The organism is Psychrobacter sp. KH172YL61 (assembly GCF_007182895.1).
GTDB lineage: Bacteria > Pseudomonadota > Gammaproteobacteria > Pseudomonadales > Moraxellaceae > Psychrobacter > Psychrobacter pacificensis.
This window is the reverse complement of record NZ_AP019516.1, coordinates 2829142-2850761: the sequence shown is the minus strand read 5'-3', so window position 1 is coordinate 2850761 and position 21620 is coordinate 2829142. Positions and strand designations below refer to the sequence as shown.

9 protein-coding genes and 10 pseudogenes are annotated in these 21620 nt (G+C 44.1%); 10 read left to right on the top strand and 9 right to left on the bottom strand.

Annotation, left to right across the window (positions count from 1 at the left end; translation table 11 throughout):
* Both PKHYL_RS15135 and PKHYL_RS15130 read right to left on the bottom strand, forming a co-directional pair.
* Positions 1–267 carry a DUF4212 domain-containing protein gene (locus PKHYL_RS15135; protein WP_240365514.1) on the bottom strand — a complete coding sequence of 89 codons (267 nt, stop codon included), beginning with the start codon at positions 265–267 and terminating at the stop codon, positions 1–3.
* A gap of 1461 nt (positions 268–1728) precedes the next feature.
* A pseudogene (locus tag PKHYL_RS15130) lies at positions 1729–3363 on the bottom strand (electron transfer flavoprotein-ubiquinone oxidoreductase).
* A 538-nt stretch (positions 3364–3901) separates the two neighbouring features.
* Between PKHYL_RS15130 and PKHYL_RS19085 the strand changes: the two are divergent.
* The 4 genes and pseudogenes from PKHYL_RS19085 to PKHYL_RS15105 all read left to right on the top strand — a co-directional run bounded on the left by PKHYL_RS19085 (position 3902) and on the right by PKHYL_RS15105 (position 7374).
* Positions 3902–4500 (top strand): annotated as a pseudogene (locus PKHYL_RS19085) (DUF1285 domain-containing protein).
* 274 nt (positions 4501–4774) lie between these two features.
* Positions 4775–5665 (top strand): glutamate racemase, encoded by an 891-nt coding sequence (gene murI / locus PKHYL_RS15115; RefSeq protein WP_442966164.1) that lies wholly within the window; start codon positions 4775–4777, stop codon positions 5663–5665.
* A gap of 165 nt (positions 5666–5830) precedes the next feature.
* Complete coding sequence (locus PKHYL_RS15110; RefSeq protein WP_240365511.1) at positions 5831–6838, top strand: DUF4062 domain-containing protein; 1008 nt, start codon at positions 5831–5833, stop codon at positions 6836–6838.
* A 236-nt stretch (positions 6839–7074) separates the two neighbouring features.
* Entirely contained in the window at positions 7075–7374 is a 300-nt protein-coding gene (locus tag PKHYL_RS15105; protein ID WP_058024783.1) for a hypothetical protein, read from the top strand.
* 121 nt (positions 7375–7495) lie between these two features.
* Here PKHYL_RS15105 and PKHYL_RS15100 read toward each other — a convergent pair whose 3' ends face one another.
* The 3 genes from PKHYL_RS15100 to msrA form a co-directional block, all read right to left on the bottom strand.
* On the bottom strand, positions 7496–8956 hold the full coding sequence (locus PKHYL_RS15100; protein WP_240365510.1) for a lytic murein transglycosylase: 1461 nt from the start codon (positions 8954–8956) through the stop codon (positions 7496–7498).
* A 334-nt stretch (positions 8957–9290) separates the two neighbouring features.
* Positions 9291–9956 (bottom strand): thiopurine S-methyltransferase, encoded by a 666-nt coding sequence (gene tmpT / locus PKHYL_RS15095; RefSeq protein WP_071002870.1) that lies wholly within the window; start codon positions 9954–9956, stop codon positions 9291–9293.
* Between the two features lie 137 nt (positions 9957–10093).
* On the bottom strand, positions 10094–10615 hold the full coding sequence (gene msrA, locus PKHYL_RS15090; protein ID WP_071002871.1) for a peptide-methionine (S)-S-oxide reductase MsrA: 522 nt from the start codon (positions 10613–10615) through the stop codon (positions 10094–10096).
* A gap of 210 nt (positions 10616–10825) precedes the next feature.
* On the opposite strand from msrA, the pseudogene cmoA reads away from it, so the two are divergent.
* The 3 genes and pseudogenes from cmoA to PKHYL_RS15075 all read left to right on the top strand — a co-directional run bounded on the left by cmoA (position 10826) and on the right by PKHYL_RS15075 (position 13089).
* Positions 10826–11611 (top strand): annotated as a pseudogene (gene cmoA, locus PKHYL_RS15085) (carboxy-S-adenosyl-L-methionine synthase CmoA).
* Between the two features lie 51 nt (positions 11612–11662).
* Positions 11663–12716: pseudogene (gene cmoB, locus PKHYL_RS15080) on the top strand (tRNA 5-methoxyuridine(34)/uridine 5-oxyacetic acid(34) synthase CmoB).
* Positions 12703–13089 (top strand): DUF1176 domain-containing protein, encoded by a 387-nt coding sequence (locus tag PKHYL_RS15075; protein WP_071002874.1) that lies wholly within the window; start codon positions 12703–12705, stop codon positions 13087–13089. Before cmoB ends, PKHYL_RS15075 begins: the two are co-directional and overlap by 14 nt.
* A gap of 35 nt (positions 13090–13124) precedes the next feature.
* On the opposite strand, the gene PKHYL_RS15070 is transcribed toward PKHYL_RS15075, so the two are convergent.
* Complete coding sequence (locus PKHYL_RS15070; RefSeq protein WP_071002875.1) at positions 13125–13343, bottom strand: DUF2788 domain-containing protein; 219 nt, start codon at positions 13341–13343, stop codon at positions 13125–13127.
* A gap of 441 nt (positions 13344–13784) precedes the next feature.
* On the opposite strand from PKHYL_RS15070, the pseudogene argS reads away from it, so the two are divergent.
* From argS to PKHYL_RS15055, 3 pseudogenes are all read left to right on the top strand, one after another.
* Positions 13785–15613, top strand: a pseudogene (argS, locus tag PKHYL_RS15065) (arginine--tRNA ligase).
* A 97-nt stretch (positions 15614–15710) separates the two neighbouring features.
* Positions 15711–16515 (top strand): annotated as a pseudogene (locus PKHYL_RS19080) (SPOR domain-containing protein); the annotation flags it as partial.
* 142 nt (positions 16516–16657) lie between these two features.
* Positions 16658–17757: pseudogene (locus PKHYL_RS15055) on the top strand (PTS transporter subunit IIC).
* Between the two features lie 93 nt (positions 17758–17850).
* Here the strand turns inward: PKHYL_RS15055 and PKHYL_RS15050 are convergent.
* The 3 pseudogenes from PKHYL_RS15050 to clpP form a co-directional block, all read right to left on the bottom strand.
* Positions 17851–18745, bottom strand: a pseudogene (locus PKHYL_RS15050) (SDR family NAD(P)-dependent oxidoreductase).
* A 477-nt stretch (positions 18746–19222) separates the two neighbouring features.
* Positions 19223–20493, bottom strand: a pseudogene (gene clpX / locus PKHYL_RS15045) (ATP-dependent protease ATP-binding subunit ClpX).
* A 186-nt stretch (positions 20494–20679) separates the two neighbouring features.
* Positions 20680–21304 (bottom strand): annotated as a pseudogene (clpP, locus tag PKHYL_RS15040) (ATP-dependent Clp endopeptidase proteolytic subunit ClpP).
* Positions 21305–21620 lie beyond the last annotated feature (316 nt).

The window sequence follows — 21620 nt, the reverse complement described above, 5'->3', positions numbered from 1 at the left end:
CTATTCCTCGTCTAGGCCATATTGTTTATCCAACTTATTCATACGCCACGCGTAAAAAAAGATGATGATAATAAAGATCGCAATAGAGCCTTGCTGCGCAAACCAAAAGCCCAGATCAGTACCGCCAATGGCGATGCCCGCCAATAAAGGCCGTAGCAAAATAGCAAAACCATAGGAACACAGCGCCCAAACGACTAGGCAACCTAAAATCAGCCGCACATTGGCACGCCAATATCCAGAGGGATCATCATGGTTTTCATAGGACAACTCCTTTTGTCTTACATAAAACAGGGTGAGTGGTTGGCGATAGCCATTCAATGATGATGTGTACCAATACTTTGTTAATAACACCCAATCTGATTGTAGAAGCTATTAACGGTATATAGATTAGATACAAACCAAGCGATCAAATGGCTGATCAAACCAACAGGTGGATAACGGTTGTTATATTTTTAGCACACTTGTGGTGACTAAAAACAGTAGATAGACAAACGATTACAGGTCGTACATGGTCATTATTACGCGTAAGCATGCGGTGATTGGCCAGTCAGTGCTTAACGCTATTGCCATCATCATGAAAAAAAGAGGGAGTGGTGCCGAAGAGAGACAATCCGCTGTCTTTTTTAACTCTTGTCTTCTTGACAAAAGAGAGTATGGCTCGTTCACATGGTGGTTATATCACCATGATGGTTATGGTAGAACGTCATTGGGTAATGATCCAAATGTGTACGCCATAATAGGGTTATATCGATACTATAAGCATCAATCATCTAAACCCTATTGGGAATATATACAAAATCTCAGTAATTCACAATAAGTATATTTCACAAGCTTTTTGTAACAAAATATATATGAATACAACTACTCAGTATCAAACAGGTAATGTTTTACTCACAGTAAATATCGGATATATGGACAGTTATACGTCAATTTTGTTAAATCCACAACCTTCATGGGGATTTAAAATGCTAAAAAATATGGCTGATTGCTAATATTTTTTATCTCAATAATGATTTTGTCCTCATATGGATTCGAGTATAACGGTAATCGGACATTGTAGGCAAATTATTACTAATATCGTATTTTTAATTGAAATAAAGGTGATATCCACTATTTAGTAAAACAAAAGTTAATTATTGCGTATGGATACAAATGAATACGGTTATAAAATGGCAGCAATAAATTGAATGTATAGATTTTATGGTTCATAGAATAGGTAAAAAAAGATATAAGCTGAACGAAATAGCCGCGCTTTAGTCAAAATACCGCCACTTATCGCTAGACTGTACTTCAGCGATGGCCTTCGTCTTTGTGCAGCGAACAATAACCATCAAGCAGCCATCATGATGTTTTTAAGACATGGCTCACTGTAGCCAACTCTCAGCAGCGATTGTACTGATTATAAAATCAGCTTATAGAACGGAAAACCATCTTTAATCCTGACAGCTGTGTGAAGCCGAAAGACGAGGCCAATCGTCATGTTTGGATGGATTAAATTCTACTCTCAGAGAGTTTAGAGTTATAAGTAGTAGGTCAACATATAGTCGAACCACTATTAAAGCGTTACAGCGTTAGACTCGTTTAGCCTACTACTGTAGTACTTGCACTCGTCTGCCTTGTACCACTTTCAATATTGATTGACTATAGTCTGCTTAAACGAAAAAACCGCTCTTCTCTTTATACAGAGAAGAGCGGTTTTTATTGATCTTTATGATGTTACATCATCTTTTACATGTTTGGATAGTTAGGGCCACCGCCACCTTCTGGGGTTACCCACGTGATGTTCTGTGATGGGTCCTTGATGTCACATGTTTTACAATGCACGCAGTTCTGCGCATTGATGACGAATTTGGCGCCTTCAGCATCTTTGACCACTTCATATACACCCGCTGGACAATACAAGCGTGCAGGCTCAGCATAGAGCGGTAAGTTGATAGAGATAGGCACGGTTGGATCAGTCAGCTTCAGATGCGTTGGTTGATCCTCTGCATGGTTGGTATTTGAGATGAATACCGATGACAATTTATCAAACACCAGCTTGCCATCAGGCTTGAGATAAGTCGGCTGATAAGCATGGTTGGCGCGCTCTAACTGATCGTAATCTGGTACATTATCATGCAAGGTCAGTGGCATTTTGCCTTTTAATAAGTTGTGCTCGATAAAGGTGAAAGCACCGCCCATAAACAGACCCATGCGGTGGATTGCAGGAGAGAAGTTGCGTGCCTCATAGTTGTCTTGATAGAGCCATGATTCTTTGTACATGGTGCTATAAGCCACTACTTCGTCATGCTGACGCTCTGCCTGTAGCGCCTCAAAGATCGCTTCGGCGGCGAGCATGCCTGACTTCATCGAGGTATGGGTGCCTTTGATTTTTGCGGGGTTCAAGAAACCAGCATCATCACCCACCAACACACCGCCTGGGAATGTGAATTTTGGTAATGAGTTAAGCCCGCCTTTAGTCAAAGCACGTGCGCCATAAGAAATACGCTTACCACCTTCTAAAACACGCTTGATAACAGGATGGGTCTTCAAGCGCTGCATCTCATCAAATGGCGACATGTAAGGGTTGTGATAAGACAGATCCGCTACTAAGCCAAAGCTCACTTGGTTGTTTTCATCGAAGTACAACCACCATCCGCCAGTTGAGCCGGTTTCAGTTAATGGCCAGCCAAGACCGTGCATGACCACGCCTTGCTCATGCTTGTCAGGCTCGACTTCCCACAGCTCTTTTAGACCGATACCATAATGCTGAGGATCGGAGTCTTTATCTAGATCAAAACGACTGATTAAGCGTTTGCCCAAGTGTCCACGGCTGCCTTCGGCAAAAATAGTGTATTTGGCCAGCAGCTCATAGCCAGGCTCGAAGCTTGGCTTGGCTTCGCCATTGGCAGCCACACCCATATCACCAGTCAAAATCCCTTTACCGAACCATCGTCATTGTATAAGATGTCATCGGCAGGGAATCCTGGGAACATCATCACTTCAAGCTCTTCTGCCTGTACAGCCAACCAACGAACCACATTGCCTAATGAGACAATGTAGTTACCGTCATTATGCATTGGGCCTGGAATCAATGAGTGCGGTACTTGAGTTGAACGTGTGGCAGAGTTTAGATAATAAAACCGATCTTCCGTCGCTGGTACGTTAAGCGGTGCGCCTTTTTCTTTCCAGTCTGGAATCAGCTCGTTTAGAGCGCGTGGCTCGATGACTGCACCAGACAACGTATGGGCACCAAACTCAGAGCCTTTTTCGACCACACACCATAAATTCATCGTTACCGGCTTCAATAGCGAGCTGACGTAAACGAATAGCCGCAGAGAGACCTGCAGGTCCACCACCAACGATGATGACATCGAACTCCATGGACTCACGCTCGATCTCAGGTTCCGGCTCTACGACTGGCGCTGCCGTCTCTGTTACTACTGGTGCGTCAGCGTCTACAGTAGTGCTGTCTACAACTGGCGCTTGATTGTCTTGCTCTTGCATACCTACTCCTAAACTTTAGTGGCTTATCTCAGGGCATCATTAGCGTAACAACCGAATAATAGATTTGCGGCGCTAACGTCACTCAGACATATGGCTGCCCGATAAAAATGTGTCATCAATACAAAATCCACTTGACCATTTCAATAAAAAAATCGTTACTCATTATAAAAGAAAAGTCCTACAAACACGATACGCATTTATGAGCAACGGTGTTAAGGTTATATTGAAACAATAAGGGTGTTTAGATGATAAAGCTTCATCATACCCGAAACGAAAATTTATAGTAATAATAGATTTGCCAAACTTTGAATACTAGATAAAGGATTGTGCGATGAATAATGATAACAATTATACTGATGGGAATAACGGAAATAATTTGGAAGCCCCAGTCAATAAGACCTCCAGTCTAAATAATATGAATGCCCTCAGCCAATATCTCAAATCAACCGCTGCCACTCGTGAAGGGAGGGCAATACCGCCGCTTGATAAATGGCATCCAGAAAATATTGCCGATATGGATCTGGTGATAAAAGCAAATGGCGAGTGGTGGCATGAGGGTGGGAAAATGACCAGACAGTCACTCGTCAATCTCTTTGCAACCATCTTGTGGAAAGAAGAGAACGACGGTGTAACCGAATATTTTTGAAAACTCCTGTGCAAAAAATTCGTATTCAAGTAGAAGATGTGCCATTGCTGATCAATGATGTCGGTATCGTAAAAGAAAATGAGGTGAGCTGGTTGGAGTTTGTGACCACCACCGGTGACGTGGTGCGCTTGGACGATGAGCATCCCATTAGCTTACAAGCATATCAGCCTGATAATGCCGCAGACCGTATAGATGAGTCGCAAGTACGCCCTTATATGCCAGTAAGAAATGGTCTGAACGCGCTGATTGGACGAAATACCTTTTATCATTTGACGGAGATTGGTGAACTAACAGAGCATGATGGTAAGACGATGTTGACGTTACAAAGCGGTGGGAAGTCTTACTCTATAACTATGCCAGACCGTTAAACGTTAATACATCAACAGCAGTATTTATAGATTATGACAATAAAATCCATTTCATCAGTGGAGATGTCATAATACAAGAACGCAGATATCTCTGATTGAGTAGAAATCAGAGATAATATAGAGATGATGATATGTATCTAAAAGTGGCGGTGAAGTAACGATGGCGAGTGCTGCAAATCAGATGACAACAAGTCAAGCAAATATAGAGCACACAAATATTTTGGATAGTCATGTGCTGTCAAACACTTCTATTAACAATGCTGGCATGAATGCAATGGTTATCGATGCAACCAGCACTGATGATGCCCAACGTGCTCCGATAGGACTATTCGATTCGGGGATTGGCGGCTTATCGGTTTATTTGCATTTAGCCCAGCAACTACCTAATGAGCGCTATATATATTACGCTGATACCTTAAATGTCCCTTATGGCAACCGCGAGAGCGATGATATCGAGTCGCTCACGCTAAAAGCCGTTGAATGGCTGCATAAGCAAGGCTGTAAGCTGATTGTGATCGCTTGTAATAGCGCATCAGCTTATGCCCTAGATACAGCGAGACGCTCTTATCCGAATATGCCTATTGTAGGTCTAGTACCAGCGTTAAAGCCTGCGATATTGGCAAGCAACAGCGGTCATGTCGCGGTATTGGCCACGAAAGCGACGCTCAATGGCCGGCTGCTTAATGACGTTATTACCAATTTTGCCAATCCAAATGGTACGGTGGTGACAAAATATTTTGATCCACAGCTGGTACCTTGGGTTGAGGCTGGCATGCCATTACAAGATGAGACCGCGCAGCGTTTGCGCCAACAAATACAAGTATTTGCAAATGAAGGAATTGATCATCTCGTGCTAGGCTGTACACATTATCCATTTTTTAAATCGTTTTTATTAGACGAAATTGCGCAGCAGCAGTTGGCCATACAGGTGGTTGACTCTGGGCAAGCCATCGCTGAACGAGTCAAGCAGCTATTGGTCGCAAATCAGATGTCAGCCACTCTTTATAATGAGACAAGTACTCAGGATTTGAGTGCGATTAATAAGACAAATGTTGATATCAGACAGCCATTAACTTTCCATGCGACTAAATATAGTGATAGACTAAGCGCTTTGATTGAACGCTTACTTGGTCAAGAGACTATACTGCAATACTATTCTGAGTAATGGTGAGCAAAGATATTTATGCAAAAACCTTTATTGCAGCATGGATGTGGTTAAAATACGTCGAATGTATTTTCGCAAGACTGTGCGAGTTGATACAAAACAAGATATTTTTGCTCTATTTCGTTTTATTCCCTTTTATGCCGCAACCTAAGCTCAGAGGTAATCGTGCCACATCGCCGCTATCACATTCATGTTATATGTGCTGATAATGATCAATTATTGGTCTTGGACAGCGTAGCGATATTTTTTCAAGTACGGGCGTTTTTGACTTATGACGTGTCTAGTAAGTTGCCAAAAGCTTCGCTATATGGTCGACAATGTATTGATTCTTGTGATTATGCATTGATGATCATTGGAGACAGTTACGGAGCCGTACAAAAGACAGGCGTGAGCCAAATGCATTTGAGTTACCTGAATGCCAAAGCTAAAGCCAAGCCCCTACTGATTTTCATCAAAAATCACTACCAAGAAACGGGTGTCAGTCGCCAATTACAAGAACTGATTAAACTCGTCTCTAGGCAAGAAAATCAGATTTATTACTATGATACAGAGGACGATATCGAAGCGTTACTCGTACAAGCCTACTACAGCGCAGTAGCCAGTCATAAAGTGAGAGGTGGCTGGGTGAGAGCGACTGAGGAGATGATTAAATTTAGTCGACAAACGGTCGCCGAAAGACTTGCTGATCTCTTATCTAAGAATACTAATACTAATACCAAGAAAGAACGTTCTGTTGATGAGAGTTTTGCGGCTGACAATGTTAGCAAACCAATTGTATTGACACAAACGTTTGATGTGCAATATAGTGCTCAAGCTTATGAAGGTGGTAACTTGAAGGATGTTACCAGAGAAGTAATATTATCTTGGCAAGAAGTATTAATCACCTTAATGAAAATACCGTCTACATTTTCGAGCTACGGGCTACAAAATGCCATTAATCGTCTGATCGCGCCAAAAGCTGAGATAGATATCAAAAACGATATGCCAAACGTTCACGCTGTCTCACGCTGCCAAATCTCTCAAGATGATCTCAATAACCTACAACGTCAGCTAGTAAGCGCCAACTGGATACAATTGACGACCTACGGTACACGTTTGTCACAAGAGCTTTGGAAGCTTACTTTTCATGCCAGAAGCCTACTAGAAAATGAAGATTCTCAAACGTCTGAATAAGATCCATCCTCATGACTGCTACCCTTTAATATCATCAAAAATTCTCTGCAGAAATGCTCACGGTGACCATGACTACGTTTTGTAATACAAAGCATACGCGGCAATGGTTGTGAATCGATTCAAGACTCGTGATAATAAGAACCATCAGATACTAATCTTATTTATATTAAAACTGGTATTAAAATTAAAAATGCATAAAACGTATTACACTATTGACCGATTAAGGAGAGCATACAATGAGCAACGCTAAAAATGACGAGTTATTAAGAGAGCTTGATGGTCTAGAGAAAAACATGCATGACGCTGATCAATTTCATACACTAGAAGAACAAGTGGCAGATATGAAACGTCGCGGTATCGACCCTAGCCAAGCCTACAAAGATTTGGATAGAAAAGCAGAAGATGAAGACTGGGGTGATGCGACTTGGAAAGAAAATGGCAAGTGGGAGCCAAAAACGGCTGCTGATCTAGACGATAACGCTCGTGAAAACTGGGACGGTGACAACGGTAAGCCAAACCCGCCACCCATTGTCTAAATCTTTCTTTAAATATCGATGTGATAGGTGAAGGTCTTCACTAGGCATCAAACATAAAAAAGCCACGCTAATCATAGCATGGCTTTTTTAATGATTTACGGTAGGACTATTCGTTACATTATTATGACCCTTCGTCAATGCGAACTAGCTTGATCGTCCCATCGGCACTAGCAACACGGCGATAGCGCGTATTAGTAGAAGTTGAAGGACTTATCAATGGTTTAGAAGAATAGCTATTAGGCGTAGTGGTCTGCTGCTCAATTAGCTGCCCCATACGATCAGCAGGCGCAGGGCTCAAAGGTCGGCTATTTGCTGGCTGACCGTACTGCCCTTGAGTTGGCGATGCGTTACCAATGATGGCCCGATAGAACTTTTGGCCTGCGCGTCCATCTGCTGGGAAAATGCCACGACTGGTCTGATATTGCTGGATAGCGGTACGGGTATTGTCCCCAATGATGCCATCAACACCACCAATATCATAGCCTGCATTTAATAAGGCTTGCTGAATATCTTTTGCTTGTTGACGACTGATACCAGGATCGTCTGTTGGCCAAGCAGTGATAAAGTCTGTTTTGCTACTGTCTTCGCGAGTAATCAAATCTGATAAATGGGCGATAGCCAAAGCATAGTTTTCTGAAGCATTATACGAGTAGAACGTATCAAAGTTTTTACCAACCAAAAACGCAGGACCATCGACACCAGCTGGTAGCAATAAACCCGCACTACTCAAGTCATAAGGCAGCGGACTACCGTTAGCCAGCGTTAGACCTTGATTGCGCCAATGGCTGATAGATTTTTTGTCTTTACGGTTGGAAGCCGCCCAAAATCCATCAGGTAGTTTGACTTCATAACCCCAAGGCTCGCCCGTACGATAACCACGTTTGTCTAAAAAATTTGCAGTAGAGGCGAGCGCATCAGGCACACTATTAACAAGGTCACGACGTCCATCACCATCACCGTCTACTGCTAGCTCTAAGAAGGTACTAGGCATAAACTGCGTTTGCCCAAACGCACCTGCCCATGAGCCTGTCATATCATTGGGCGCGATATCACCATTTTGTACGATTTTTAGGGCATTGGCATACTCACCTTGAAAGTAGCTTTGACGACGATCAAAACAAGACAATGTCGCTAACGATTCAAACAATGGCTTTTTGCCCAGCGTCTGACCAAAGTTAGATTCTACGCCCCATACGCCAAGCACATGCTCCGCTTTTACGCCATAGCGCGATTCGATTTGGCGCAGCGTGTCACGCCACTGGCGCTTGGCACGGATACCATCTTCGACACGCTCTTTGTCTACTAGCGCTGAGAGATAATCCCAGACATCTTTTTGAAACTCTGGCTGATAGTTGAGTGACTGAATGACACTAGGATCAGGCTGGCTTGGACGATAGTTGTTAAAGGTATAGCTACTGACACCGCGAAACTTGCTCGAATTTTTTAGGCCATCCAAGCATTGCTGAAATTCACTATTGGACAGATCTGGAGCGGGCGGCTGAGCTGCTTGGGCAGTGCTCGCAAGGCTAATGCCAACTGCAACACTAAGCAATGAAAAGGTAGAAAAAGGAGTCAAACGCATGAAAACATCCTATAAACGTTAAGTTGGTTGCTAAGAGACAAAAATCAAAAGGCTAAAAGTGGTATCAAGGTAGAGTAACCAATCTAAACAGTAAAGAAAAGCTGTCGAAGTACTAAGATTATGAATGGTTACGATAAATTGACGATGGCGTGAGGTTGGGAGAGTATTTTGTTGAGCTAAAAGTTCAAAGTGTCAGACAGCATTTAAATTTCAGAGATTTTTTAGCAAATAGAACCTATCTACTTAGCTAGCAAATTATCCAACTCTTTAATAAAGCCATGAATCCGCGCCGCATTTTTACCCAAGTTTGCTGCGCAAACCAATTCTTTGTTGCTTATTTCAATAGCCAAATATGCTCTGTGACTTTTAGATTAGGTGCAGACCCTATAGAAGAAGGCTCGCTTGCTAGCTTACAGATCTGATAGTGACTGCCATAATACTGCTGCACTTGCTCATGATTGATAGAGAACGGCGGCCCATCTTTTTTACTTTGATCGTAATTAAGCGTTATTAGCAATTGTGGCGCATTGTCGCTAACTTTACGTATCTGTTCGCTATAGTCGGGACGCATATCAGCTGGCAGAGCGATCAAAGCTGCTTTATCATATATCGCATCGATAGTACCTAGATCTGTAGAGGTCAAGGCAAAGATATCAGCAGCCCAGAGTGTAATAGTTCGCTGCTCATCACCATCTACCAGCTGACCTTGGTAGCATTTAATATCTGGATTTTCTACATGCTGAGAGACAATAGGTTGGATATTTTGTTCAGCAAAGAATGCTTGTACGGCTGTCTCAACCAACTCAACGCCCACCACATCATACCCTTGTGCCGCGAGCCAAACCATATCGATAGATTTGCCGCAAAGAGGCACAAAGATGCGACTACCCGTGGATAAGTCTAATTGGTCAAAGTAATTGACTAATAACGGATTAACATCTGACTGATTAAATCCGATACGCTTTTCTTGCCAGCGTTTGTGCCAAAATTCGGGATTCATAATTTACGCCTATCTATAGGTATTTGTTGATAACTTTATAATAACGTCTTATTTGAAAATGCTGAACACAATAAAAAGCCAAACACCTATTTTATAAGCATTTGGCTGTTAGCAAGCAGGATTTGTTAATCAATCGTTTAGCTCGTCATATATTGACTAAATTCTTTACGCAATTTAGCAAGCTTTGGTGGTATGGCAAAATTGCAATAAGCCTGTCCTGGATTTCTGTTAAAGAAGTCTTGATGCGCCTCTTCTGCGCGGTAAAATTCAACGGCAGGATGTACTTCTGTGACGACATTGATGCCCATGTCACGCAGCTTATTAATGGTGCGGTCGACCGTTGGTTTCTGATCTTCCTCGGTATAAAAGACCACGCTGCGATACTGACTGCCAACGTCATTGCCTTGACGATCCATCGTTGTGGGATCATGCGTGGCAAAAAATACGTCGAGGATGACTTCCAACGGGACGGTCGTCTCATCAAATTCGACTTTAATGACTTCGACATGTCCAGTGTCACCACCGCATACGGCTTCATAATTGGCTGATACTGCATCGCCGCCCATATAGCCTGAAACGACAGACTGCACGCCTTTTACGGATAAAAAGACAGCCTCGGTGCACCAAAAGCAGCCACCGCCTAATACGATTGTTTGCATAATTTTTTCCTATTTTTATAAATATAAAATCATCGTTGTTTGCCTAGGTGTGATCTATCAAACAATGTCGTTTAGCTTAGCAGGGCATCTGGTGGCGATAAGTAACAAACAGTAATGTTATAATGGGCTTTTGCTACGTGTGGTATGACCGCAGCGCTGATAAAAACGGTGCGGTTTGCCCATCATTTTATTTGAATAATGAGTGTGACCATGAGCCAGCCAACGCCCGATACTGCCCCAGCCATCCAGCATGATACGCTATTTACCACACCGCTGGACAAAGCGGCGCGTTTTTCTTTGATGAGCAAGTGGTGGCTTGTTTCCCCGATATGATTCGCCGTAGCGTACCCGGTTATGGTCAGGTATTGGCCATGCTGCCCATATTTGCCCGTCGTCACTGCAAGTATCGTCAGAAAAAGGGCAGCGGTCAGCGCGTGAGCCGCGTGTATGATTTGGGCTGCTCGCTTGGTGCCGCCAGTATGACGCTGGCTGGTGAGTTTGATCCGCAAGACTTGCAGATTAAGGCGATTGATATCTCCCCCTGCGATGACGACCGAAGCCACGACGTTATTGAGTGACAATTATCCTGAGCACGATATCGAAGTCATTACTGCAGACATTCGCGACGTTGAGCTTGAGCCATGCGACATGGTGATTTTAAACCTAACGCTACAGTTTTTACCAGCAGCCGATAGAGTCGCAGTATTAGAAAAAATCTATGCGGCCTTGAGCGAAGGCGGCATACTGGTATTAACCGAAAAAACTCATGCCTTTGATGAGCAGTATGATGCGTGGTTGGTTGAGCGTTATTATGACTTTAAGCGTGCCAATGGCTATACCGAAATGGAAATCAGTGGCAAGCGTAATGCATTAGAAAACGTGCTGATTACCGATACGCTAGATGAGCATCATGCACGGTTAGATCAGGTTGGCTTTAAACGTCATCTGACGTGGTTTCAGTTTTTAAATTTTGTCTCTATTGTGGCGTTTAAATAATCCCTTACTTTTAACACAGTTATTTCTTCATCATTACGGTAATCTGCTTCTATGCTAAACGACACAATTACGCACGCCGAACGCGAACTATATTTAACCCTATTAGAGCTGGCTCAGCAGCAGCCGAGCGCTTATGAGTGGCTGACGCGACTGCCAACATGGTTAAATGACATCAAGGACAAAGCTAACTACGCACATGCGCCTGCTTATCAAGCGTCAGTCGCTCGTTTACCACAATTGGCTGTCAATCACGTCGATCTCAACAGCGATATATTGACGATTGAGGCAAGTCTAAATGAGTCTCAGCGCAAACAAACAACGGCGTTATTAAAGCAGTTGATGCCGTGGCGTAAAGGCCCATTTCAGATTGGCGGTCAAATCGGCGATGATGAGTCAGGTATTAAGATCGATACCGAGTGGCATAGTGATTGGAAATGGCAACGTGTTGCGCCGCATTTAAGTAGGCTTGATGGTCGGCGTGTATTGGATGTGGGCGGAGGTTCTGGCTATCACGGTTGGCGTATGGCAGGGGCTGGCGCGGACACGGTCATTATTATTGATCCGTCATGCTTGTTTTACCATCAGTTTATGGCGATTCGTCATTTTGTCGGTAGCGCGGATGCCCATACTCATAATACAGGCCGTTACCGTACGCATTATATTCCTGTGCCGCTCGAGGCCTTGCCAGAGCATAGCCAACTGTTTGACACCGTATTTAGCATGGGTGTGCTCTATCATCGCCAGTCACCGTTCGAGCATTTACAACAGTTGAAAGGGCAGTTGGTCAAAGGCGGTGAGCTAGTGCTTGAGACGTTAGTTATCGAAGGCGATGCCAATACAGTCCTAGTACCGCACGACCGCTACGCGCAGATGAATAACGTGTATTTTTTTACCATCGGTCGCCGCATTGATAGGTTGGCTAGAAAAAGCAGGTTTCTCAGAAGTGCGTTGTGTCGATGTGGCTGTCACCTCAATGAAGGAACAACGAAAAACCGAATGGATGACCTATCATTCGTTAGCAGACTTCTTAGATCCTAATGACTCAACTAAGACCATCGAAGGATATCCTGCACCCATGCGTGCGACTTTGATTGCGAAAAAGTAGCAAGACTTTTATTGTAGCTACCATCAGCTTGCTATCGCTACCTGCTCTCGCAGGATACGGGACACCATCCAAAGATTCAGGTTTTGTACAAGACGACTGGCAAGTGGTTTGTGATAATACGCGTACTTGCCGAGTGGCAGGCTACTCAAGTGACGCCTCAATAGATAAGCCTGTTTCAGTGCTATTCACCGTATCGCCAAAAGTAGCGCTGCCAAAGGCACAAATTCAGTTGGCATCAAAAGTATCCAAAGATAAGGCTGAGCTGTGGTTAAATAATAAAAACTATGGGACATTGCAGCCCGCTGGAAGTGACGCTGCATTATATGATCTATCTGCTAAGCAAACACAAGCAATTATCGATAAGGCTCGATAAGAAATATTTGGGATTTAATGACGAAAAATGACTGATTATATCAGCCATTTTTTGAAAGCGACTTCCATGACTATTTTAAGGATGAAACCAACAGAGCCTGCGCCAAGGGCCAAAAAGATCCAAAAGGTACCTGCGCGCCCAGCATCAGAAGTTTTAGAGATATCCCACATGATAAAGAATAAGAAAGCGATGAATATCGGCAGTAAGACGTACAAGCCCCAACTGGTGACCGTACTGGCAGCAATAGCAAACATAGCGTAATCCTATAGGGTAATAACGCGTCTTCTATGGCGTAAAAGCGTCATAGAAGCGCAATATAAACCATCATTATAACGTGTAAGCGGTTGGTATAAACGACTGCCCAGTATCGGGCAACAGGAACGCTACAATTGACAAAGTCATTCGCTCATTGATTTTATATTATTTATACCAGATTTATTTTACTAAGCATCAGCAAACGAGCGAACAAAATTTATATTAATCCCAATTATCAATATTAGTTGTCATAACGGTAAGATTTTAGGGCTAATTTTGGCGCAAATGGTGCAATAAAGCGCAAAGATTGTTATATTTACAGATTACTTATCTTTTGCATTATTTTATCCCTGCAATGTCGGTCGGCACTATAATAAGCAGTTATCGACTGCTCGCATTCGCACCGTTTTTGTTGTTTATTTAATTGAGTTCAAATCCCTATGTCACAAGCCCAAATTGATACGCTTGCATCCCTATTCAATGATGCCATTCAAACCCTACAAGCAGATGGTACGCTACCAAGCGACTGGCAGAACAACAGCCAAATCACGCGTACGAAAGATTTAAGCCACGGTGATTTTGCCAGCAATATCGCACTGACGGCGGCCAAAGCGGCCAAGGCCAATCCACGCCAACTTGCCGAAAAAATCGTCAATGCACTCCCTGAGAATCAAGACATTCGCCAAGTAGAAATCGCCGGTCCTGGGTTTATCAACGTATTTTTAAACTCAGAGGCTAAGTTTGCGGTATTGGACGATATTTTTACTCAGCAAGATCGTTTTGGTCTGAGTAATCAGTTTGATGGTCAAAAGGTACAAGTCGAGTTTGTCTCTGCCAATCCGACCTCAAGCCTGCATGTCGGTCACGGACGCGGTGCAGCGTTTGGTATGAGCGTATCAAACTTACTAGAAGCCATCGGTTACGACGTCACTCGCGAGTATTATGTCAATGATGCGGGTCGTCAGATGGATATTTTGGCGACCAGTACCTATTTGCGTTATTTGGCGCTAAATGGTGAGCAAATCACGTTCCCAATCAACGGCTACCAAGGCGATTATGTCAGTGATATCGCACAGACATTAAAAACGCAGCATGGTGACAGCTACGTTCATCGTTTTGCCGATGTTGCCAAAGACGTACCAGAAGACGCAAAGTTTGAGATCAATGCGGATGGCGAAAAACGCTCATTTCAGGTGACAAAGAAGCGCATATTGATGGCTTGATTGCGGGTAGCAAAGCCTTGCTTGGTGACAGCTATGCGCTGTTTTTAAATGCCGCCTTGAGCAGTATTTTGGCCGATATCAAAGACGATTTGAATGACTTTGGTGTGAGCTACGAGTGCTGGTTCAGTGAAAGATCGATTGATAGCGAGATTGAGCCTGTCCTACAAATACTCGATGACAAAGGTTACTTGTACGAAAAAGACGGCAACATCTGGTTCAAATCGACCGATTTTGGTGATGAAAAAGACCGCGTGGTTCGCCGTGCTAATGGTCAGTCGACGTATTTTGCCTCGGATATTGCTTATCATAAAAACAAGTTTGATCGCGGTTTTGACAAAGTGATTAACGTTTGGGGCGCCGACCACCATGGTTATGTGCCACGCGTAAAAGCGGCGCTGCTCGCGTTGGGGATTGATGCTGAACGTCTTGATGTCGTGCTCGTACAGTTTGTGGCATTGTGGCGCGGCAGTGAAAAAGTACAAATGTCTTCACGCTCAGGTCAGTTCGTTACTTTGCGTGATTTACGTGCAGAAGTCGGCAATGATGCGGCGCGTTTTTACTATGTCGCGCGTAAGCCTGAAGTACACATTGACTTTGATTTAGAGCTTGCCAAATCACAAAGCAAAGACAATCAAGTGTATTATATTCAGTATGCGCATGCGCGCGTTTGCCGTGTATTAGAAAAACTGGCAACCTACGATTTGGCAGTAGATGATGCTGTTGGTTTGGCACATCAAGATTTGCTTAATGCGCCCAATGAAGACGAGTTGATTAAACTGTTAGCTGGTTATCCAGCGACACTATTACGTGCAGCGACTGGCTACGAGCCGCATGTCTTGACTAACTACTTAAAAGAGCTTGCTGCATTGTTCCATGGTTGGTATGACACCAATCGCATTTTGCCTGTCAGTCTCACGACAGGTGAAACACCAAGCTCAGATGAGATGGCATTGATGCAAGCACGTTTGCGCTTGTCCAAAGCAGTTAGACAGGTCTTGGCGAACGGCCTTGGTCTGCTTGGTTTGTCAGCACCTTCTGCTATGTAGTCATTTTCTAACATGTGACATGAGTATAGACAGCCAATAGCATTAATTCGATGATGACCGTTAAATTCAGTAGGGAGAACGAGATCCATGCTAGCCAAAAAAACCGAAAGGCGCAACAGAAAAGCGCAAATCAAGTAGCGTATCGGGCTTATTGTGGATGTTTGTTGGGGCGGTATTGACCCTTATGATCGGGGTATTTATCTACCTTTCACCATTATTCAACTTTAGTCCCGCTGATGGTAGCGCCGAGAACGATCCTGACAGGCAGGTGCAGCCGCGCGTAGATACTGATACCGATAATGGCGATTATGAATTCTACGATATTTTGCCCAATCAAGAGATGGCAACCATTCCTGATGAAGATATCGCTGAGATTGATAACGATCAGATAGGGAGATATTGGCGCGTTTGAGCCGGATGTCGTCGTGACCCAGCCGGATAGTACGGCAGCTAATGGTATAGATAATGCTGGTAGCTTTGGTAATGTGGAAAGTCCTGCAGGCGAGACCAGTGGCGGTAGTAATACTGCTGCGGGCGACGATATTGTTGTTGTTGAAGAGGACGCAACTTATGATGGCACGCCACCTGCTAACACCAGCAACTCTGCGACCCGTAACAACAATGCAGGAGCAGGTACGGCAAGTATTCAAGCGGCCAAACCTGCTGCGACCTATATTTTGCAGATCAATAGCTTTAGTGATGCAGATGAAGCAGATCGTCGCCGCGCCCAAGTATTGATGGCAGGCGTGGATGCCAGAGTAGTCAAAAATACGACAGGTAATGGCTTACCTATCTATCAGGTAATCTCGCGTCCGTTAAGTAACCGTCAGGCAGTGACAACAGCACAGCAGCGCCTACAAAATAACGGTATTGACTCTATTATCGTTGAACAGCGTCGTTAGTCCAAGCGCTATATATAATAATCGGTATATATAAGAAGTATTTGTGATCATAAAAAAGCGTCGTCATGACGCTTTTTTTATCTCTTTAATTTATTAAGCACTCTATTATCTTTTCTCCTTAATCAAAATATTCATAAAGAGTATGGTTATGACAGCATCTCCCTCAGCAGTACCGCAAGCAGGCGTTATCAAAGCATTCTTTCAAAAGTACTTTATCAATGCCTTTACGGGCATGGCGTTAGGGCTATTTGTCACACTAATTGCTGGCTTGATTATCTCGCAAATCGGTGGCTGGTTGAATTTGCCCGCATTAATCGCCGTGGGTAAGCTTGCGTCAATATTGATGGGGGCGGGCATTGGGGTAGGTATCGCTTATTATTTAAAAGCGCCAACACTCGTGATGCTTAGCTGCCTTGTAGCAGGTATGTTGGGTGCGCATTCTGAAGCACTAATGGCAGGAACGCTATTCATACCACAAGAGGGTGGCCCTGCGACCTTTGTAGCACTGCCAGGCAACCCAATCGGCGCTTATCTGACGTCTGTATTCGCTTATCGCGCTGGTACGTGGATCGCAGGCAAGACCAAGCTCGATATTTTATTAGTGCCCTTAGCAGTGTGTGGTATCGCGCTATTGGTCTGTGCGCTGCTCAATCCGCCTGTTGTTGCGGCAGTTAATGCGATTGGGCAAGGGATTCACGCGGCAACTGAGCTACAGCCATTGCTGATGGTATCGTGATTGCAGTCGTCGTTGGTATCTTATTGACGCTACCGACATCGAGCGCTGCCATTTGTATTGCGATTGGCCTTGGGGGTTTGGCGGGCGGTGCCGCAGTTGTTGGCTGTGCCGCGCATATGATTGGTTTTGCCGTGGCCAGTTTTAAGGATAATGGATTTAGTGGCGTGATATCTCAAGGATTGGGAACCAGCATGCTGCAAATCCCTAATGTGCTAAAAAAACCTATCGTTTTGCTGCCTGCCGTTATTGCGAGCGCGATCGTTGGCCCTATCGCGACTGTCGGATTTGGCTTGGCTTGTACGGCGACAGGGGCGGGCATGGGTACCGCTGGTCTGGTTGGTGTGTTCGGCGTTATTGAAGCATCACAAGAAATCATGAGTACGACCCAATTATGGACAGCGATTGTCCTTCTGATGTTTGTATTGCCTGCAGTGATTGCAGGTTTGGTCGCTTACATCATGCGCCGTATGGGCTGGCTAGTCGCTGGTGATATGAAGCTGCCCTAAAAACGGTTAAAAATTTGTATTCGTGACCATACAACAAAAAAGCCCTGCTGTTCAAAAACAGTAGGGCTTTTTTATTTAAGGAGCGTCAGTTAGTTATGGTGCGGTACTTGTTTTATCACTACGCTTGTTATTGCGTCTTGGTTTTAGTTTACGCGATAACTGAGTGATGTCGTTTATAACTTCACTATAATGTGATGGGAATACCCGCTGAATGGCATCAACCATTTTGGCATCATTCCCAATTAAGCAGCGCTGCTGATTGGTCGCAGCGGCATGTAAAATAATCCAAGCTGCTTCGCTGGCATCAAATTTCAACAGTTTATTAAAGCTTTTAATGGCTTTATCACCAGTAGGCATACCGACCGTACTGGTACTATCATTGCCACGTGCGCTATTGGCAATATTGGTTTTGATACCGCCTGGATGGATACAGGTCGCTGATACACCGCAATTCTGAATGTTAAGCTCTTGACGCAGGCTTTCTGTAAAGCCGCGTACCGCAAACTCTACTGGCATTATAAGCAGAATATGAAGGCTGAGCGGTCAAACCAAACAAGCTGGAGATATTGATCACATGACCATGTTCTTTAAACTGGCGGGGTTGATCGTTTTGATTATCACTCGTCACCTCGCTTTGTTTGACACTGTTTTTGATGAGTGGCAAAAACGCTTTGGTGCCATAAACCACGCCCCAAAAATTGATATCCATCACCCATTCAAGCTCCTCAATACTAGCGCCCTCTATCGTCGAAGAGAAGGCCACGCCTGCATTGTTAAAGATGAAATTGACTTTGCCATGGTCGCGCATCACGCTATCCGCCCACGCTTGCATAGCGTCATTGTCTGATACATCAAGTACAGTCATGGTGACCTTAACATCATAACCAACCAGCATCTCTTTGGTTCGTGTCAGTTGTTCTACATTGATGTCTGATAGCGCCACATGACAGCCCATTTTTGCTAAGTGAAGCGCAAGCTCGCGTCCCATCCCAGAACCTGCGCCAGTAATGGCGGCGACATGATTTTGGTAATAAGGTGCAATATCATTATCTTGTTCGCTGGGTGTATAAAGGGCAGGTGCTGGCGTAATGAGGACGCCATCGTGGTTATATTGTTAAGCATAATAAACAGTCCTTTGTATTATTAAGAGTGAGTATTCATAGGTGCCATAGACGTTGGAAAACAGCAGTAGAATAAAAGTCGCAATAGACTATCTACATTAGCATGATTAATCATGAGGTCTACTTGCGATTGATAAATACTGCTATCATTTTGTAATGAGGAGCGTCAATTATCTCTAAAGCACTATACTGTTAAGTGTTCTTGGAATATAAAGGTTAATCAAATTTTTGATAAATAATTTAGGCGATCGATAGACATAAAAAAGCGCCGTGGCTTATAAGGCCAGACGCTTTTTTTGAATACCCTCATTACTAATAATGAGCCATCTAAGTCGCATTATGCATTAAGCAATTTTAGGTATTTTACCTTCATTGATGACTTCTGCATCAACCATCACGGTCTTGGCATTTTCCATAGAAGGTAGCTCATACATGGTCTCAAGCAGGGCGTTTTCTACGATAGAACGTAGACCGCGCGCGCCAGTTTTACGCTCCATTGCTTTTTTTGGCGATGGCATCAAGTGCTTCATCTGTAAAGCTGATCTCAGCACCTTCCATATCGAACAAGTACTTGTACTGTTTGACCAGTGCGTTCTTAGGTTCGGTAAGGATTTGGACTAAGGCTTCTTCATCAAGCTCTTTGAGCGCTGCAAGCACAGGCAGACGACCGATGAGCTCAGGAATCAAACCAAACTTGATCAAATCTTCTGGCTCAACTTCTTGTAGCAAGTCTGAGCTACGACGGCTGTCGTCTTTTGAGCTAACATCTGCGTTAAAGCCGATACCACCTTTTTCGGTACGTTGCTGAATGACTTTATCAAGTCCTGCAAACGCGCCGCCGACGATGATTAGGATGTTACTGGTATCGACTTGGATCAGCTCTTGCTGTGGATGCTTACGACCACCGTGCGGCGGAATCGCAGCAACGGTGCCTTCGATCAGCTTTAGCAGCGCTTGCTGCACGCCTTCGCCCGATACATCACGGGTAATCGATGGGTTATCACCTTTTTGCTAATTTTGTCGATTTCATCAATATAGATGATGCCTTGTTCCGCTTTGGCCACATCGTAGTCAGACGCTTGTAGTAGCTTTTGCACGATGTTCTCAACGTCTTCACCGACATACCCTGCTTCGGTCAAGGTGGTGGCATCGGCCATTGCAAATGGCACATCAAGCAGACGAGCCAAGGTTTGCGCCAGCAAGGTCTTACCAGAACCCGTTGGGCCAATCAGCAAAATGTTACTTTTGCCAATTCTACCATCGCGTCATCAGCACCGATTTTGGCTTTTTGCTGTTATTGGCAAGTGTCTGGCTGACTTTTAGACGTTTGTAATGGTTATATACCGCGACCGATAACGCTTTTTTGGCAGCGTCCTGACCGATGACATACTCATCAAGCTTGGCACGCAGCTCTTTTGGGGTAGGTAGCTTTTGTTGACCCATGAGGTATCTACGTCGCTGTCGTCATCGCTGTGTTCTGCACTGTCTGCGATTAGATCAGTACATAGCTCGATACATTCATTGCAGATATTGGCGTCATCAGCAGCAATCAGCTGCTGTACATCACTTTTGGCTTTACCACAAAACGAACAATGCGGGTGTTATCTTCTGCCATAAAAGGCGCTCCTAAAGTTTAAAACTGGTTAGTCTATTTGCGACATATCGATGGTTGTATTGGTTGAACGCTCATACCTGCTTACGATCTATCAGGTATGAGCGGCATATTGATTTACCATACAAACAGACTATAACTATTCTTATGATGGCGCACTCGTTTGAGAGGCGTAGCGCTTATTTGAGATTACAAAGATTCAGGACGGCGCTCTAATACTTCATCAACCAAACCGTACTCTTTGGCTTCCTCAGCATCTAACCAAAAATCGCGCTCGACGTCTTTTTCGATTTTTTCGAGTGGCTGGCCGGTGCGCTCAGCCAAAATGCGGTTTAGGCGATCACGGATTTTGAGGATTTCACGAGCATTAATCTCGATATCAGTCGCTTGGCCTTGCGCGCCGCCTGATGGCTGGTGAATCATCACGCGAGCATTGGCGAGTGAGTAGCGCTTACCTTTTTGACCCGCGGCCAACAAGAATGAGCCCATGCTATAAGCACCGCCCATACAGATGGTGGATACTTCAGGTTTGATAAAGTTCATGGTATCAAAGATTGCCAAGCCTGCACTTACTGAGCCACCTGGTGAATTGATATACAAATGAATGTCTTTGTCAGGGTTTTCAGCTTCTAGAAATAGCAGCTGTGCGACGATTAGATTGGCCATATGGTCTTCGACTTGGCCTGTCAAAAGATCACACGCTCACGCAATAGGCGTGAAAAATATCAAACGAGCGTTCACCGCGTGAAGACTGCTCAACCACCATTGGTACTAGCGCCGCTTGGGTGGTTTGTACTTCTTTGTGAGCGCTCATTAGCATATCAAAATGTGGGTTAGCAGTGATGCGTTCATAATCTGTCATAGAAAAGTCCTATCGATAAAGGGATAAAATAAAAAACAGTTAAAATGGTTTTATTGTCTGGTATGTTTTGTGCTAATGGGTAGTTTATAGGGGGACTACGCCCACTATTCAAGCCTATAAAACCCGTTTGTACATAAAATAGGTGAAAAAGTGAGTCCGCTATATTTTTATATATAAGTTGAAAGAATATCCAAAAAGGCAGATTCTATCTGCAAATCAGGCGTATCCCACAGAAACTTACCCCGATATGGATATCATAGAGCAGTGT